General features: G+C 57.1%; 15 protein-coding genes. 12 read left to right on the forward strand and 3 right to left on the reverse strand.

The genetic code is table 11. The annotated features are described in order from the left end of the window. Positions 1-17: 17 nt before the first annotated feature. From ftsB to lpxL, 11 genes are all read left to right on the forward strand, one after another. Positions 18-317: a cell division protein FtsB gene (gene ftsB, locus E4T21_RS04155; protein WP_149283776.1), complete on the forward strand. Its 300-nt coding sequence runs from the start codon at positions 18-20 to the stop codon at positions 315-317. Beyond that, a complete protein-coding gene (ispD, locus tag E4T21_RS04160) occupies positions 314-1,030 on the forward strand; it encodes a 2-C-methyl-D-erythritol 4-phosphate cytidylyltransferase (RefSeq protein WP_149283778.1) in 717 nt (238 codons plus the stop codon). Before ftsB ends, ispD begins: the two co-directional genes overlap by 4 nt. A gap of 118 nt (positions 1,031-1,148) precedes the next feature. Beyond that, the gene (ispF, locus tag E4T21_RS04165) at positions 1,149-1,640 is read left to right on the forward strand and encodes a 2-C-methyl-D-erythritol 2,4-cyclodiphosphate synthase (protein ID WP_149287028.1); all 492 of its coding nucleotides are present in this window, start codon (positions 1,149-1,151) and stop codon (positions 1,638-1,640) included. Beyond that, the gene (truD, locus tag E4T21_RS04170) at positions 1,633-2,727 is read left to right on the forward strand and encodes a tRNA pseudouridine(13) synthase TruD (RefSeq protein ID WP_149283780.1); all 1,095 of its coding nucleotides are present in this window, start codon (positions 1,633-1,635) and stop codon (positions 2,725-2,727) included. Before ispF ends, truD begins: the two co-directional genes overlap by 8 nt. After that, positions 2,724-3,470: a 5'/3'-nucleotidase SurE gene (surE, locus tag E4T21_RS04175; RefSeq protein ID WP_149283782.1), complete on the forward strand. Its 747-nt coding sequence runs from the start codon at positions 2,724-2,726 to the stop codon at positions 3,468-3,470. The genes truD and surE overlap by 4 nt, the downstream gene beginning before the upstream one ends. After that, positions 3,457-4,122, forward strand: coding sequence for a protein-L-isoaspartate(D-aspartate) O-methyltransferase (locus E4T21_RS04180; RefSeq protein WP_149283784.1), 666 nt, complete (start codon positions 3,457-3,459; stop codon positions 4,120-4,122). The genes surE and E4T21_RS04180 overlap by 14 nt, the downstream gene beginning before the upstream one ends. Further along, positions 4,119-5,177, forward strand: a complete 1,059-nt coding sequence (locus E4T21_RS04185; RefSeq protein ID WP_149283787.1) for a DUF368 domain-containing protein — start codon at positions 4,119-4,121, stop codon at positions 5,175-5,177. Before E4T21_RS04180 ends, E4T21_RS04185 begins: the two co-directional genes overlap by 4 nt. Next, entirely contained in the window at positions 5,170-6,291 is a 1,122-nt protein-coding gene (locus E4T21_RS04190) for a peptidoglycan DD-metalloendopeptidase family protein (protein WP_149283789.1), read from the forward strand. Before E4T21_RS04185 ends, E4T21_RS04190 begins: the two co-directional genes overlap by 8 nt. Before the next feature lie 177 nt (positions 6,292-6,468). Next, entirely contained in the window at positions 6,469-7,470 is a 1,002-nt protein-coding gene (gene rpoS / locus E4T21_RS04195) for an RNA polymerase sigma factor RpoS (protein ID WP_149283791.1), read from the forward strand. A gap of 216 nt (positions 7,471-7,686) precedes the next feature. Continuing rightward, a complete protein-coding gene (gene alr, locus E4T21_RS04200; RefSeq protein ID WP_149283793.1) occupies positions 7,687-8,781 on the forward strand; it encodes an alanine racemase in 1,095 nt (364 codons plus the stop codon). Between the two features lie 180 nt (positions 8,782-8,961). Then, positions 8,962-9,885: an LpxL/LpxP family Kdo(2)-lipid IV(A) lauroyl/palmitoleoyl acyltransferase gene (lpxL, locus tag E4T21_RS04205; protein ID WP_149283795.1), complete on the forward strand. Its 924-nt coding sequence runs from the start codon at positions 8,962-8,964 to the stop codon at positions 9,883-9,885. A 13-nt stretch (positions 9,886-9,898) separates the two neighbouring features. Here lpxL and E4T21_RS04210 read toward each other — a convergent pair whose 3' ends face one another. The 3 genes from E4T21_RS04210 to E4T21_RS04220 form a co-directional block, all read right to left on the reverse strand. Continuing rightward, the gene (locus E4T21_RS04210; RefSeq protein ID WP_149283797.1) at positions 9,899-11,251 is read right to left on the reverse strand and encodes a DUF2254 domain-containing protein; all 1,353 of its coding nucleotides are present in this window, start codon (positions 11,249-11,251) and stop codon (positions 9,899-9,901) included. Between the two features lie 199 nt (positions 11,252-11,450). Further along, positions 11,451-13,112 (reverse strand): energy-dependent translational throttle protein EttA, encoded by a 1,662-nt coding sequence (ettA, locus tag E4T21_RS04215; protein ID WP_149283799.1) that lies wholly within the window; start codon positions 13,110-13,112, stop codon positions 11,451-11,453. A 210-nt stretch (positions 13,113-13,322) separates the two neighbouring features. Next, positions 13,323-13,529, reverse strand: coding sequence for a PA3496 family putative envelope integrity protein (locus E4T21_RS04220; protein ID WP_187775105.1), 207 nt, complete (start codon positions 13,527-13,529; stop codon positions 13,323-13,325). A gap of 433 nt (positions 13,530-13,962) precedes the next feature. Between E4T21_RS04220 and E4T21_RS04225 the strand changes: the two genes are divergently transcribed. After that, the gene (locus tag E4T21_RS04225; RefSeq protein WP_149283801.1) at positions 13,963-14,232 is read left to right on the forward strand and encodes an Rdx family protein; all 270 of its coding nucleotides are present in this window, start codon (positions 13,963-13,965) and stop codon (positions 14,230-14,232) included. The last annotated feature ends 115 nt before the right edge of the window (positions 14,233-14,347 follow it).

Below are 14,347 nucleotides of genomic sequence, written 5' to 3' on the forward strand. Positions count from 1 at the left end.
GATGATGGTACTTGGGCATGCTCAAGAGGTTGGCGATTGTGCTGTTGGCACTGCTTGCCCTGCTGCAGTATCGACTGTGGCTGGGGCAGGGTGGTGTCCAGGAAATGCAGGAAATTACTGCGCGCGTTGCGGCGCTGGAGGAGGCCAACAAGCCTCTGCGTGATCGTAATGCGCGCTTGGCGGCGGAGGTCGTCGATCTCAAGACCGGCCTTGATGCCATAGAGGAGCGTGCACGCAGCGATGTGGGCATGGTGCGCACTGACGAGCAATTTCTGTGGGTACCGGATACTGAGTCCGCGCGGAGCGGTGGTAAATGAGGCGTTGCTGGTTGATCGTGCCGGCAGCCGGCAGTGGGACGAGAGTCGGCGGTGAGCGTCCCAAGCAGTACCTTCCATTGAGTGGCTCCCCCGTGCTGGCTTGCACTCTGGAGAGGCTGTATCAGGCCTTTCCCGAGGCTCGCTTGTGCTTGTGTCTCAAGCACGATGATTCGTGGTTTGATCCGAACCAGGTGCCTTTTCGTGATTGGCAGCGTATCGATGGTGGAGCCGAGCGAGTCGACAGTGTGCTCAATGCCTTGCGGGCCATTGATTCAGAAGCTGCCCCAGAAGATCTGGTGCTGGTGCACGATGTCGCTCGCCCCTGTGTCGCGGTGGATGATCTGTGCAAGCTCGAGCAGGCGGCCCTTGAAAACGAGGCTGGCGCCTTGCTGGCAACGCCAGTAGCCGACACCATCAAGCGCGATGATGGCCATGGTCTGGTCGCGCAGACTCAGGATAGACGTGGCCTATGGCAGGCCCAGACGCCCCAGGGGTTTCGCTATGGCCTGCTCAGACAGGCACTGGAAGCGGCGCTGGGCCCTTGTGGCATTGGCCGTGACCGAGTCACGGACGAGTCCTCGGCAGTGGAAGCCCTTGGTCTGTTTCCGTGCCTGGTTCAGGGCCGCAGGGACAATATCAAGATCACGCATCCAGAAGACCTGCCGATGGCTGAGCTGATTCTCCAGGCCCAGCGTGCCACACAAGACGAATGATGACTTTCATGTGTGGCTGACAGCCGTTCATGAAAAGGTTTATCTCGCAACTGACAGTTGATGCTTCCCATGCTTCGGGAACATGACAAGAGACTCCATGATAATGACGTCATTACCCATGCGCATTGGCCACGGTTTTGATGTTCACCGTTTTGGTGATGGTGACCATCTGATGATTGGGGGGGTTCGTATTCCTTTCGAGCATGCCTTTGTTGCTCACTCCGATGGCGATGTTCTGCTTCACGCTATCAGTGATGCATTGCTCGGGGCATGTGCCCTGGGCGATATCGGACACCATTTTCCGGATACCGATGCGGCCTGGAAGGGGGCGGATAGCCGAGAGCTGCTGCGTCGCGTGATGGCTGAGGTCAAGGTATCGGGTTATCGAGTGATCAACCTGGATGCCACGCTGATGGCTCAGGCACCGAAAATGGCACCGCACCTGATGAACATGCGTGAACATATTGCGGCAGACCTGGGTGTCGAGCTAGGGGCCGTCAACGTCAAGGCAACCACCACTGAACGGCTGGGTTTCACTGGGCGGGGAGAGGGCATTGCTGCAGAGGCAGTCGTGCTGCTCACCACTATCGGTGGAGATGTCGATGCGTGACGACATCGCCTGGCCACCGCAGTGGCCACGCCGCTTTGACGTTGATTTCGGAGCGCCTCGGGCTGGCCGCTATCGCGAGACAGTGGAAGACTTTGATGTCGAGGAGTGTCTGGGGTTCGAGCCTGAAGGTCAGGGCGAGCATCTGTGGTTGTGGATAGAGAAACGAGATGCCACCACTGCCATGGTCGCCCGGGAGCTGGCGCGATTATGTGATGTCGGCCAGCGTGATATCGGCTATGCCGGCATGAAGGACCGCTTCGCAGTCACTCGCCAATGGTTTTCGGTGCACTTGCCTGGGCGCGAGGCTCCCGAAGGCCTTGTCGAGGCCTTGCAGGCAAGAGGGCTGCGAGCGGAACGTCTGGATCGCCATCCGCGCAAGCTCAAGCGCGGAGTGCATCGAGGCAACCGCTTTCGTCTGCGTCTGAGTGGGGACGTGACGCTGGATGAAAACCTTGAACAGCGCTGGCGCACTCTGCTGACCAAAGGGGTGCCCAACTATTTTGGCCCGCAGCGCTTTGGCCCGGATGGGCGCAATCTGGTTCGTGCCAGGGATGTGCTCGACAGGGGCTGGCGCAAGCGCGATGACCGTGATGGCATGTTGCTTTCCACCGCACGTAGTTACCTGTTCAATGCGCAGTTGGCCGAGCGTCTGGCCAGGGGCCAGTGGGACGAGGTACTGGAAGGCGACGTGATGATGCTGGAAGGCACCCATAGTCTGTTTCAGGCCGAGGCGGACGATGATTCCCTGCATCAGCGCCTGGCAAGCGGCGATATTCATCCGACCGCGGTATTATGGGGGCAAGGTGGTTCACGCGCTGCTGCACGGGCTTTGCAACTGGAACAGGATGTGCTCGCACGTACTCCAGGCTTGTGCCAAGGCCTTGAAAAGGCCGGGGCCAAGGCTGCCAGGCGTGCATTGAGAGTGATCCCTGGCGAGGCCAGCCTGGAGCGCGGTGATGGAGAGATATGGCTGAGTTTCGAGCTACCCAGTGGTGCCTATGCTACGGCGGTACTGCGTGAACTGATGGCGAATCCAAGCCTGGAGTTCCGCCCCGACAGTGTGCGGCGCCAGGGGGAAGAAAAATGAGACGCTTGCTGCTTTCCAATGACGATGGTGTCAATGCGCCAGGCCTCAGGGCATTGCACGATGCTCTGGTCTCTCATGCGCGCTTGCGTGTTGTCGCACCAGATCGGGACCGGAGCGGTGCGAGCAACTCGCTGACCCTGTCGAGACCTCTGTCGCTCAATGCGCTGGAAAATGGTTTTTATAGTGTCGATGGTACCCCGGCCGATTGTGTCTACCTGGGTGTCAGTGACATTTGGGATGAGTCACCGGATCTGGTGATCTCTGGTATCAACCATGGTGCCAACCTGGGTGATGACGTGCTCTATTCCGGGACCGTGGCGGCAGCCATGGAAGGGCGCAACCTGGGCATGACGGCGATTGCCGTATCTCTGGTGGGGCATCGTCATTTCGAGACCGCAGGCCGCTTTGCTGCCAGCCTGGTGGGAGCCTTGGGGCAGTTGTCATTGCCTCCTCGAACTTTGCTCAACGTCAACGTGCCGGATTTGCCATGGGACCAGATCCAGGGTGTCCGGGTGACACGCCTGGGCCATCGTGGCCCGGCCCGGCAACCTGTCGAGGTGCGAGATCCGCGAGGACGGACGCGCTATTGGATCGCCCCCGTGGGGGAGAGTGCCGACGATGGTGCCGATACCGACTTTGCCGCCGTGGAGTCAGGCCACGTATCGATTACTCCGCTGCAGACTGACCTGACTCGGCATGCAGCCATCAACGATGTGCAGGACTGGTTAGATGCACTTACCTGACCTTTGTGGTGTCGGCATGACATCCCAGCGTACCCGGGACCGTCTGGTGGGGCGCTTGAGCAAGCAAGGCATCAAGGATCGCAAGGTGCTGGATGTGATGGCCAGGGAGCCACGTCATCTGTTTCTCGATGAAGCGCTATCCCACCGCGCTTATGAAGATACCGCGTTGCCCATCGGTCACTCCCAGACGCTGTCACAACCGTGGATCGTTGCACGGATGTCCGAGCTGGTGCACCAGGAGTCGCCATCCAAGGTTCTGGAAATTGGCACGGGTTCCGGTTACCAGACCCTGATTCTTTCCCGACTGGTCGAGGAACTCTGGTCTGTGGAAAGGATCAATGCTTTGCACCAGCTGGCTGGCAGGCGCCTGCGCCTGCTCAAGGCTCGCAATGTCCACTTGCGTCTGGCCGATGGTGGCCAGGGGTGGACGGAAGAAGCTCCCTTCGATGCCATTCTGCTGACCGCCTGTGCCAAGAAGCTGCCCGAGGCCTTGCTTGCGCAGCTAGGGGATGGTGGTGTGCTGATTACGCCACTGGAAGATGCCCGAGGAAACCAATGGCTGACTCGGGTTCGCCGTGAAAACGATCAATTTGAATATGAGCGCCTGGAGCCTGTGCGCTTTGTGCCGTTGCTTGAGGGAGTCATTCGTTGAAGCGATATCTTGGAATATTCTTGCGCGGTGCCGGCATGGGAGCTGCCGATGCTGTGCCTGGTGTATCGGGCGGAACCATTGCTTTCATCACAGGAATTTATGAAGAGCTGATTTTTACCATCAAGCGGTTCGGGCCAAGCGCCCTCGGTGCCTGGCGTGATGGTGGTCTGAGCGGCCTGGTGCGCCATCTTAATCTGAGTTTTCTGCTGCCTTTGCTGATCGGCATTATCGCCAGCCTGATCAGTGTGGCGCATCTGGTAGTGTGGTTGCTTGACCAGCACCCGATGCTGCTTAATGGTTTTTTCTTTGGCCTGGTAGCCGCATCGGCCTTGATTGTCGGCAAGCACCCCAGTGACTGGCGCTGGTGGCACCTTCTGCCGCTTGCCGGTGGATTGGTGATGGCTCAGATACTGCCCTCGCTGATGCCTCTGGTGAGTCTTCTCGGCAGCCAATCGCTGGTGCTGTTCGTTGCTGGATCCATTGCCATCAGCGCGATGCTGCTGCCCGGTATATCAGGCAGCTTCCTGCTGCTCAGCATGGGGCTCTATGATGTCGTGATCCAGGGGGTGCGCGATTTCAATATTGCCTTGCTGGCATTGTTCGCTGGTGGTTGCGTGTTTGGCCTGGTGATCTTCTCGAGGATATTGTCCTGGTTGTTGCGCTGCCATCATACTGCAACCATGCAACTGCTTCTCGGCTTCATTGTCGGTTCTCTGCCGGTATTGTGGCCATGGCGCGAATTGACGAGCTATCAGCTTGGTAGTAATGATCAGATCATTCCATTGGATTACCGCTATTTAACCCCTTGGGATTATTCTGCCATTACGGGAGAAGCGGCCCAGATTCTGGGGGTAACCGTTCTGGCCATTGTCGGCATGCTGATTGTGCTGCTTGTTGCCAGAGTCGGTGACGCCTCAAAAAGAATGCCCAGCAACGCAGCGTCTGAGTCCTCGGCCGACAAAGCGTCTGTGGCCTCTGTGGACAAAGCCTCTGCGACTTCTGTGGACAAAGCGTCTGCGACCTCTGTAGACAAGGAGAACCATTCCGATGCATAAGACTCTTGCCATCTCCGCTCTTGCACTGGCGATTGCCGGCTGTGCCAACCAACAAGCATCTCAGCCGGTTCAGGTGCAGGACCTGTCTACCAGCAAGGTGACTCAGGCTAATGTGCCGTCACAGTACACCGTCGTTGCCGGAGATACGCTGTACGGTATTGCTTGGCGCCATAACATGGATTTCCGTGAATTGGCGCAGATCAACAACATTTCTCCACCATATCGTATCAGTGTGGGCCAGACGCTGGCCCTGGCGCCGGGAGCTTCTGCAGGAGGACAAAACCAGGTGGCTAGCCAGGGCCAGAGTGGTGCTGTGGCTACCCCGCTGGGGCAGAGCAGTGTGGCGGGGAATGGTGCTGCACCGGCCAATGGTTCTTCATCAGCTAATGGCTCTTCTCCAGCTAACGGCTCTTCGCAGGATCTCGAGTGGCTATTGCCTGACGGCAGTACTGAAACGAGCTCATCTGCATCTCAGGTCTCCGGAGCGGCCGCCGCCGGCGCAGTTGCCGCAGCCAGTAGCTCTGAAGCCCCAGGTCCGGTTGTCAACTATGAGTCTCCCGGAGCCAATGGCTCAGGTAAGCAGGACGCCACAGCTGAACAGAAAGCGGCCGAGGAAGCAGTCGTGGCCGCTGCCGCAGCAGAGGCCAAGCAGACCCAGCAGGCAAGCTCGTCCACGGCTTCGACTTCGAGCAGTCAGCCAGCCTCCAGTTCAAGCGCCAAGAAGACCTACACACCGGTTGACGAGGTCAATTGGCAGTGGCCGGTAAGCGGACCTGTTGTCAGTGCTTATGGTGAGAGTTCCAGCATTACTGCTGGCATTGATATCGGCGGACAAAAGGGGCAACCTGTCAAGGCGGCTGGTCCAGGTATCGTGGTATATGCCGGCAGTGGAGTCAGAGGTTATGGCAACCTCATCTTGCTCAAGCATAATAACGAGTACCTGAGCGCCTACGCCCACAATGACAGTCTGAATGTTAAGGAAAACGATGTCGTTGATGCTGGTCAGGTTATCGCCACTATGGGGGATACCGATTCCGAGGATGTCCGCTTGCATTTCGAGATCCGCAAGGATGGGCAGTCGCAGGATCCGACGAAATATTTGCCAGCCCAGTGAGGAAGCATTGAAAGCTGAAGGCACAGTGGGTTGAATATCACTGCCAAAGCTTAGGTATCGTGCTTCTCTAGCGGGGTGTGAAGGCTCCTTGGACTAGCGTCACACAATAATAATTGAACGCGTTGATCATCTATAGGGTGATGTAACGATGGGTCGCAACCACGGGGTAGCTACACGATGAGCATACTTGAACGGGATCTTCAGGATGTGAATCTCGACACGGCCGACGAAGCCGATGAGGACGCTCTAGATGAGGTGTCCGACGATATCGTCGATGAGGCCGAGGATGATGACAGCGACGTAGAGTTTGAGAAGGCGCTCGGACGCGAGGAACGTTACTCGCGTCAGAGCCTTGATGCCACTCAGATCTATCTCAATGAGATAGGCTTTTCGCCGCTGTTGACGCCGGAAGAAGAAGTCCACTATGGCCGCCTGGCACGCAAGGGTGATCCCATGGGCCGGGCGCGAATGATCGAATCCAACTTGCGACTGGTGGTGAAGATCGCCCGTCGTTATCTCAACCGAGGCCTGACGCTTCTCGATCTCATCGAGGAAGGCAATCTAGGGCTGATACGTGCGGTTGAGAAGTTCGATCCTGAGCGTGGCTTCCGTTTTTCCACCTATGCCACCTGGTGGATCCGCCAGACGATTGAGCGAGCCCTGATGAACCAGACTCGCACCATTCGCCTGCCGATTCATGTGGTCAAGGAACTCAATATCTATTTACGTGCGGCTCGTGAGTTGACCCAGAAACTCGACCACGAGGCGACTGCTGAAGATATTGCTGAGCACCTCGATAAACCCGTCGAAACCGTCAAGAAGATGATGGGACTCAATGAGCGGGTTTCTTCGGTGGACTATCCCATGGGGGGGGAAAGCGATAAGCCACTGATCGAGACGCTGACAGACGATAATGAGCAAGGGCCTGAATCCACTCTGGTGGACGGTGATGTCAAGGCACATGTGGATCAATGGTTGGCAGAGCTGACCGAAAAGCACTGCGAGGTCGTGGTGCGACGTTTTGGTCTGCGTGGCCATGAAGCGGCGACACTTGAGCAGGTGGGTGAGGAAATTGGCCTGACCCGCGAGCGTGTGCGCCAGATTCAGGTTGAAGCCTTGAAGAAGCTGCGCCGCATGCTCGATAAACAGGGGCTTTCCTTGGACGCCATCTTCGAGTAACTGACAGCCGATATGGCATAAGTTGCCTGTCAGTCATCCGAAACCCCATGGGCATGCCGCCTATGGGGTTTTCTTATGGTGATTGGTTCTTTTAACTGGCTATTTTTTCGATAAAATTTCTGACTTTTTCAAAAAAATTGGTTGTTTTAACCATGTCTTGAAGTCATTTATTGATGATAATGCTGCGACACAAGAACGTGCATGCGGAGACTATCCATGGCTCGCCCACTGACAGCCGACATCGACCTCAATGCCTTGCGGCACAACTATCAACTGGCCTGTGAACTGGCCCCTGACAGCCGTTCCGTGGCAGTGCTCAAGGCGGATGCATATGGTCATGGTGCAGTGGTCTGTGCACGAACCCTTGAAGACCTGGCTCCGGCCTTTGCTGTTGCTGCCATCGAAGAGGCGGTAGTGCTGCGTGAGGCAGGAATAAAGGTGCCCATTGTATTGCTGGAAGGCATCTTTAGCGCTGACGAACTGGAAACCGTGGATGCCCTGGGGTTGTCCATGGCAATTCATAGCGACTGGCAGCTGCAGGCTGTGCAGGACTTCAGTCCGCGCAAGCCTATTCCGGTATGGCTGAAGGTCGATTCAGGAATGCACCGCCTTGGCTTTCACCCTGAACATGCAGAGCAGGCCTGGAAGCGTTTGCAGTCGTTGCCGGACAAGGTGACGGACGTGCATCTGATGAGCCACTTCGCGACTGCCGACATGACGGACGATCGCTATTTCCTGTCCCAGTTCAACCTGTTGCAGGAACTGGCCGAGCGCCTTGACGCACCGACATGCCTGGCCAATTCTCCCACGGTCCTGGCCCACAGCGAGGCCCATGGTGCCTGGAACCGACCAGGGGTCATGCTTTACGGCAGCGACCCGCTGGAGCTGTCCAGCGATACGAGTCGTCGCTTGCAGCCAGTGATGTCGCTGCGCAGCGAGATCATTGCCGTGCGTGAGCTGGGGAAGGGGGAGCCGGTAGGCTATGGTGGACGCTATGTTACCCAGGGACCGGCACGTATTGGTGTAGTGGCCTGCGGTTATGGCGATGGCTATGATCGTCATGCAGTTGATGGAACCCCGGTGCTGGTCGATGGCAGGCGTACTGCCATTGCGGGAAAGGTTTCCATGGATATGCTCACGGTGGATCTGTCCGATCTTCCGGAAGCGGATATCGGCAGTGAGGTGGTGCTGTGGGGCAAGAGCCGCCATGGTGCGGTGCTGTCGGTGGATGAAGTGGCGACTTATTGCGACACCATCAGCTACACCCTGTTGACCGGTGTATTGCCGAGGGTGCCCAGGCGTTATCGCTGATCCAGGGGGTATCGCTATAAGCCAATCGCTATCGCTATAAGCCAATCGCTATCGCTACAGGCTCGTCGCTATCGCTGATAAAAGCGCGGACATTCATGCAGAGTTTCCCAAGGTTATCGCCAAGGAAAACTTAAGCGTTACAATGGCGCTCAGATAATGATGCTGACCGCCGGAGAGCGCATGTCCGACGCCCCAAAGAAAAACCACTTTATCCATCCCCGCTATTGGCCCACCTGGCTTGCCATCACTGGCATGCGGGTGAGCGCCTGGCTGCCCTGGCGTGTGAAGCTGGCCCTGGGCAAGAGTGTCGGCCTTCTGGCCTGGCGCTTTGCCAAACGCCGCCGCCAGATCACTGAGACCAATATCCGTCTGTGCTTCCCTGAACTGGATGAGGAAGCACAGGCGCAACTGGTGAAGGATAGCTTCATTGCCAATGGCATCGGCATTTTCGAGACAGCAACGGGGTGGTGTCGCGATCCTGAACATATGCGCCACCGCGTGACCTTCAAGGGCCAGGAACATATGGCCAGGGTGGAGGAAGCCGGCAAGGGAGCGCTGATCATCGGCATTCACTTTTCGACCCTGGACCTGGGTGGCGCTCTGCATTCGTTGTTCTTTCCTGCGGATGTAGTCTATCGCCCCCACGATAATGCGCTGTTCGAACAGTTCATGACACGCGCCCGCAATGGCATTTTCGGTACGTCCATTGACCGTCATGATCTACGTGGTGTGGTGCGCCGGATCAAGACTGGCCACCACGTGTGGTACTCGCCTGATCAGGATTTTGGTCGCGATGCCAGTGTCTTTGCCCCGTTCTTTGGCATTGAAGCTGCCTCAATCAAGCTCACTGGCAAGATTGCCCGCATGACAGGGGCGCCGGTCATGCCGCTTATCTTCCATCGCAATCCGGATAACTACACCTACTCGCTGGAGTATCTGCCAGCTCTGGAAAACTACCCCACGGGCGATGAAGTCGCGGATGCCGCGCGTATCAATCAGGTGATCGAGCAGGCCATTCGACGTTCTCCCGAGCAATATTTGTGGATGCATCGTCGCTTCAAGACACGCCCCAATAGAGACGATCCGAAGATCTATGATGTGTGAGCAGCTCGGGCCTCTAGGTATGCTTCGCTACTGGCCCCTCTTTGCTCAGGCTTGCGGGAAGGCGTAACCGATGCAGGCCCTGCTGTAGACGCTGATTGACGAACTGACGGTCGAGTTCATGTGTGCTTTGTTGCTCCAGGTTCTCCACAATGCGGTCTGCAACGCGCTGGAGCGTTGCAAGCTGCTGCGGATTGGCTGTCAATGACAGAGACTTAACCGCCTTTAGCAGCCCGAGCAGAATGCTCTGATCCTCGCGACCGTACTGGAGAATCGGAGTCAGTAGTCGATGTATCAAGCTGTCGAAGGATTCCGCCTGCCAGGCAACGCGTATCTTGCCTGACGAGTCGGTAATGCAATTGGCGGGTTGCCAGCGCATGTAGTGGCTGAGGAGATCGGTGAGGCGATGCAGACACAGGCGTGCAGTACCTGGGTCATTTATGCCTGGCGATAGCGCCTTGATGGCGACTTCCATCAACTGGCTCATGCCATGTATGAAGTGCTCCTCGACAGACTCGCCATTCAACTGGGTAAGGCAGTTCAACAGGTCCGCACGGCAGTCATCGTCAGGAGCCTTGTTGCATTCCAGGAGCAGAATCGGCTGCCCTTCCAGCACGTAATCCCCAAAGCGGAAGTCGAGGTGGACGACGCCATCAATGCTCTCCGCCAGTGAAGCCATCTCGAACAGGTTACCACTCTGCAGATAGCCTGCTTCACGAGCGACAATCTCGTGGCAGGCAGAGCGATTGGTCGTGGGGAGGGGGAGATGCTGGCATCGCTCGTCCTGTTCCTTCTCGCGTCGACGCTTCATCGCGCGTAGCGTGTTGGCGTGCAGCCCACTGATGACGGAGCCCACTTGGATCGATTGCGAGACATTGTGGATGAAGTAGACGAACAGCCCCAGGCAATGCAGCACCATGACGCAGGCAGCATACACTGCAGCAGATCGCCATACTAAATCCCCATTGGCAGCGTGAGGCACGATCAACAGCATCAGAATGAACAGGATGGTGCCGAGATAATGACCAAGGACCCATTGGTTGTGGCGTTCGGAGATCAAGCCGAAAACCAGCTTGTGGGAGAAGTTGGCACCCGCCTGTGACAGTACTGACATGACCATCGAGAAGCTGAATACCATCAGCGAAATCATGCCACCAAGCAGGGCCAGTAGCAGGGGCTGAGCCTCATCCGGCTTCGACAGACTCAACTGCCTGATACTCTCTGGTAGAAAATCACTGGATACAGGTGCGGTAAATGCAAGCAGCGCCAATGAACCATAGGCAAGTGCTGCAAGTGTCGGGAGGTAGGCGATACTGCTGGCGAAGCGTTTGAATAGCTGGATAGGATGAAGCAACAGCGTTGGTGCCATGAGTAGCCTCGTGCGGATAACGAACAGCAGGTAGAGAGAACGTTGTGTCCTCTTATGCAGTGAGTTTCCATAAAGCGCAAGACTGAGTCGCTATCTGAGCTCTCTTCGACAAAAAAAACCCTCACAGGAGACTCCTGCGAGGGTTTTTGCATACAGCTCATGGTGAGGAGCTGGTGTTCAGTCTTGACGGGGCGACGCCTCAAGCATCAATGCGCTTGTACTTCATGCGGTGAGGGGTGTCGTCACCGGCGCGCTTCTTGTGGTCGGCTTCGTACTCGGTGTAGTTGCCCTCGAAGAAGACCACCTGGGAATCACCCTCGAAGGCGAGGATGTGGGTGGCAATGCGGTCGAGGAACCAGCGGTCGTGGGAGATCACCATGGCACAGCCGGGGAAGGCCAGCAGGGCTTCTTCCAGAGCACGCAATGTCTCGATGTCCAGGTCGTTCGACGGTTCGTCGAGCAGCAGCACATTGGCGCCCTGCTTGAGGGTCTGGGCCAGTTGAAGGCGGCCACGTTCACCACCGGACAGATCCCTGAGGAACTTCTGCTGATCGTTGCCCTTGAAGTTGAAACGACCCACATAAGCACGAGAGGGCATCTCGTAACCGTTGATATTGAGCATGTCCTGGCCGCCGGACACCGCCTCCCATACGGTCTGCTTGTTGTCCAGTGCGTCGCGCAACTGCTCGACATAGGCGATGTCGACGGTTTCACCCTTGATGACATCACCGCTATCCGGCGTTTCCTTGCCCTGAATCAGCTTGAACAGGGTGGACTTGCCTGCACCGTTGCCGCCGACGATACCGACAATAGCGCCATGCGGTACATTGAAGTTCAGGTCCTCGTAGAGCAGCTTGTCGTCGAAGCGCTTGCTGACGCCATGAAACTCGATGACCTTGTCGCCCAGGCGCGGACCAGGCGGAATGTAGATTTCGTTGGTCTCATTGCGCTTCTGGAAGTCGCCAGACTGCATTTCCTCGAAACGAGACAAGCGCGCCTTGCTCTTGGCCTGACGTCCCTTGGCGTTGGAGCGAACCCATTCCAGCTCATGCTTGATCGCTTTCTGACGTGAGGCTTCCTGCTTGGCTTCCCGCTCCAGGCGCTGCTCCTTGGCTTCCAGCCACTGGGAGTAGTTGCCTTCGAAGGGAATGCCATGACCGCGGTCCAGCTCGAGAATCCAGCCGGCGACATTGTCGAGGAAGTAGCGGTCGTGGGTGATGGCGACCACTGTGCCAGGGTAGTCGTGGAGGAAGCGTTCCAGCCAGGCAACGGATTCTGCATCCAAGTGGTTGGTAGGCTCGTCCAGCAGCAGCATGTCCGGATTGGACAGCAGCAGGCGGCACAGGGCGACACGACGGCGCTCACCACCGGACAGGTGGACAACCTTCGCATCCCAGGGCGGCAGACGCAGGGCTTCTGCGGCGACTTCCAGCTTGCGATCCAGGTTATGGGCATCGGCTGCCTGAATGATGTTTTCCAGACGCGCCTGCTCAGCGGCCAGTGCATCGAAGTCGGCATCGGGTTCAGCATAGGCGGCATAGACAGCATCGAGCTTGGTCTGGGCTTCCTTGATCTCGCCCAGTGCTTCCTCGACCGTTTCACGCACGCTCTTGGTGTCGTCCAGTTCGGGTTCCTGAGGCAGGTAGCCCACGTTGATTCCCGGCATCGGACGGGCTTCGCCTTCGAACTCGGTGTCTACGCCGGCCATGATGCGCAGCAAGGTCGATTTACCGGCACCGTTCAGGCCAAGCACGCCGATCTTGGCGCCCGGGAAGAAGGACAGGGAGATGTCCTTGAGAATCTGCTTCTTGGGGGGCACGACCTTGCCCACCCGGTTCATGGTGTAGACGTATTGCGCCATGTGAGCTCACTAAAGTTGGATGTTCGCTAAAGTTGGATGTTCGCGGAACAGGGCAAAGATGATAGAGCCCAGAGGATGGAAACGCCAGTTGTGGGAAGCCAATACTTTCCCAAGTGCTTCCCCAAGTGCATTCACAAGACTTACCCAGGAAGCACCCGTGAAGTGCTTCCCGTTGTCGCAGATTGCTGCAGAGAGCCGTGTGCGGTGCTGCTACTCTTCTTCGTCCTCCTCATCGAAGTCCCAGTCGTCATCAATGGCCTGCTTCAGGCGACGCTCTTCCAGCAGGGCCTCGACACGACGCCGGGCCTTTAAGGTGTCCGTGCGACTGGTGCGGGGATTGCGAGAGGTGTACTCGTCATCGTTTACCGCATCATCAAGGTCAAAATCACTATCATCGATAAGAGAATCTCGGCTCATGTGAAAGTCTCCCATGGCCATGCTTCCCAGAGGGAAGCACTGCATAAATGTCTGCGCGTGCGAATCACTGCGTTGCGCGGTGCTCACAATCCTCACCTATACCCCATAGGCTCCGGTTGTTGCGCTCCGTGCGCCTTGTGCTTCATCTCGCTCAGCCGATTTATTCAGCACTTCCGTAACGGGAAGCGCACGATACCCACTTTCTGAAACGCCACTGACAACTCAGCTCAACTTCGATCAGCGTTGTCATTGCTGGCGGCCAGAAAGCGCCAACAGAATCCTCGAGGTTCTTGTTCGCTATATATGCCGGGGATCGCAAAAGTGCAAGTCAGTAATGGGGAAATTAATACAATCGTAAATTTCGTTTGATCGAGGTAGGCAACGTGTGTCCTGCTATGATCTTAGTCCCACTTAATATTCACGGGAGACGGAAGTGGCTCGGGTCAAGATTGTCTTTTGCACGCAGTGCCAGTGGCTGCTGCGCAGTGGCTGGTATGCCCAGGAGCTGATCTCCACGTTTGGAGAAGGTCTGGAGGAAGTGACGCTGGTGCCTTCACATGGTGGTCGCTTCGAGATTACGCTGGATGATCAGTTGTTGTGGGAGCGCAAGCGTGATGGTGGCTTCCCGGATATCAAGACGCTCAAGCAGCGGGTGCGCGATGTCATCGAGCCATCAAGGGATCTGGGGCATATCGATCGCTGAACGTGGGGTGGCGCGTGTCGTTCGTTGCCAGCAGCGAATGACATGGAGATAGACTGCTTTCCGAAGCTCGAAGCTCGAAGCTCGAAGCTCGAAGCCCGAAGCTCACTGACAAGGA

Origin of the sequence: Halomonas binhaiensis (assembly GCF_008329985.2) — a bacterium.
Lineage (GTDB): Bacteria > Pseudomonadota > Gammaproteobacteria > Pseudomonadales > Halomonadaceae > Halomonas > Halomonas binhaiensis.

Bases quoted from the DNA above. Each gene is read 5' to 3' on its own strand.
- ftsB (WP_149283776.1), top strand. From the start codon at position 18: ATGCTCAAGAGGTTGGCGATTGTGCTGTTGGCACTGCTTGCCCTGCTG.
- ispD (WP_149283778.1), top strand. From the start codon at position 314: ATGAGGCGTTGCTGGTTGATCGTGCCGGCAGCCGGCAGTGGGACGAGA.
- ispF (WP_149287028.1), top strand. From the start codon at position 1,149: ATGCGCATTGGCCACGGTTTTGATGTTCACCGTTTTGGTGATGGTGAC.
- truD (WP_149283780.1), top strand. From the start codon at position 1,633: ATGCGTGACGACATCGCCTGGCCACCGCAGTGGCCACGCCGCTTTGAC.
- surE (WP_149283782.1), top strand. From the start codon at position 2,724: ATGAGACGCTTGCTGCTTTCCAATGACGATGGTGTCAATGCGCCAGGC.
- E4T21_RS04180 (WP_149283784.1), top strand. From the start codon at position 3,457: ATGCACTTACCTGACCTTTGTGGTGTCGGCATGACATCCCAGCGTACC.
- E4T21_RS04190 (WP_149283789.1), top strand. From the start codon at position 5,170: ATGCATAAGACTCTTGCCATCTCCGCTCTTGCACTGGCGATTGCCGGC.
- rpoS (WP_149283791.1), top strand. From the start codon at position 6,469: ATGAGCATACTTGAACGGGATCTTCAGGATGTGAATCTCGACACGGCC.
- alr (WP_149283793.1), top strand. From the start codon at position 7,687: ATGGCTCGCCCACTGACAGCCGACATCGACCTCAATGCCTTGCGGCAC.
- lpxL (WP_149283795.1), top strand. From the start codon at position 8,962: ATGTCCGACGCCCCAAAGAAAAACCACTTTATCCATCCCCGCTATTGG.
- E4T21_RS04210 (WP_149283797.1), bottom strand. From the start codon at position 11,251: ATGGCACCAACGCTGTTGCTTCATCCTATCCAGCTATTCAAACGCTTC.
- ettA (WP_149283799.1), bottom strand. From the start codon at position 13,112: ATGGCGCAATACGTCTACACCATGAACCGGGTGGGCAAGGTCGTGCCC.
- E4T21_RS04220 (WP_187775105.1), bottom strand. From the start codon at position 13,529: ATGAGCCGAGATTCTCTTATCGATGATAGTGATTTTGACCTTGATGAT.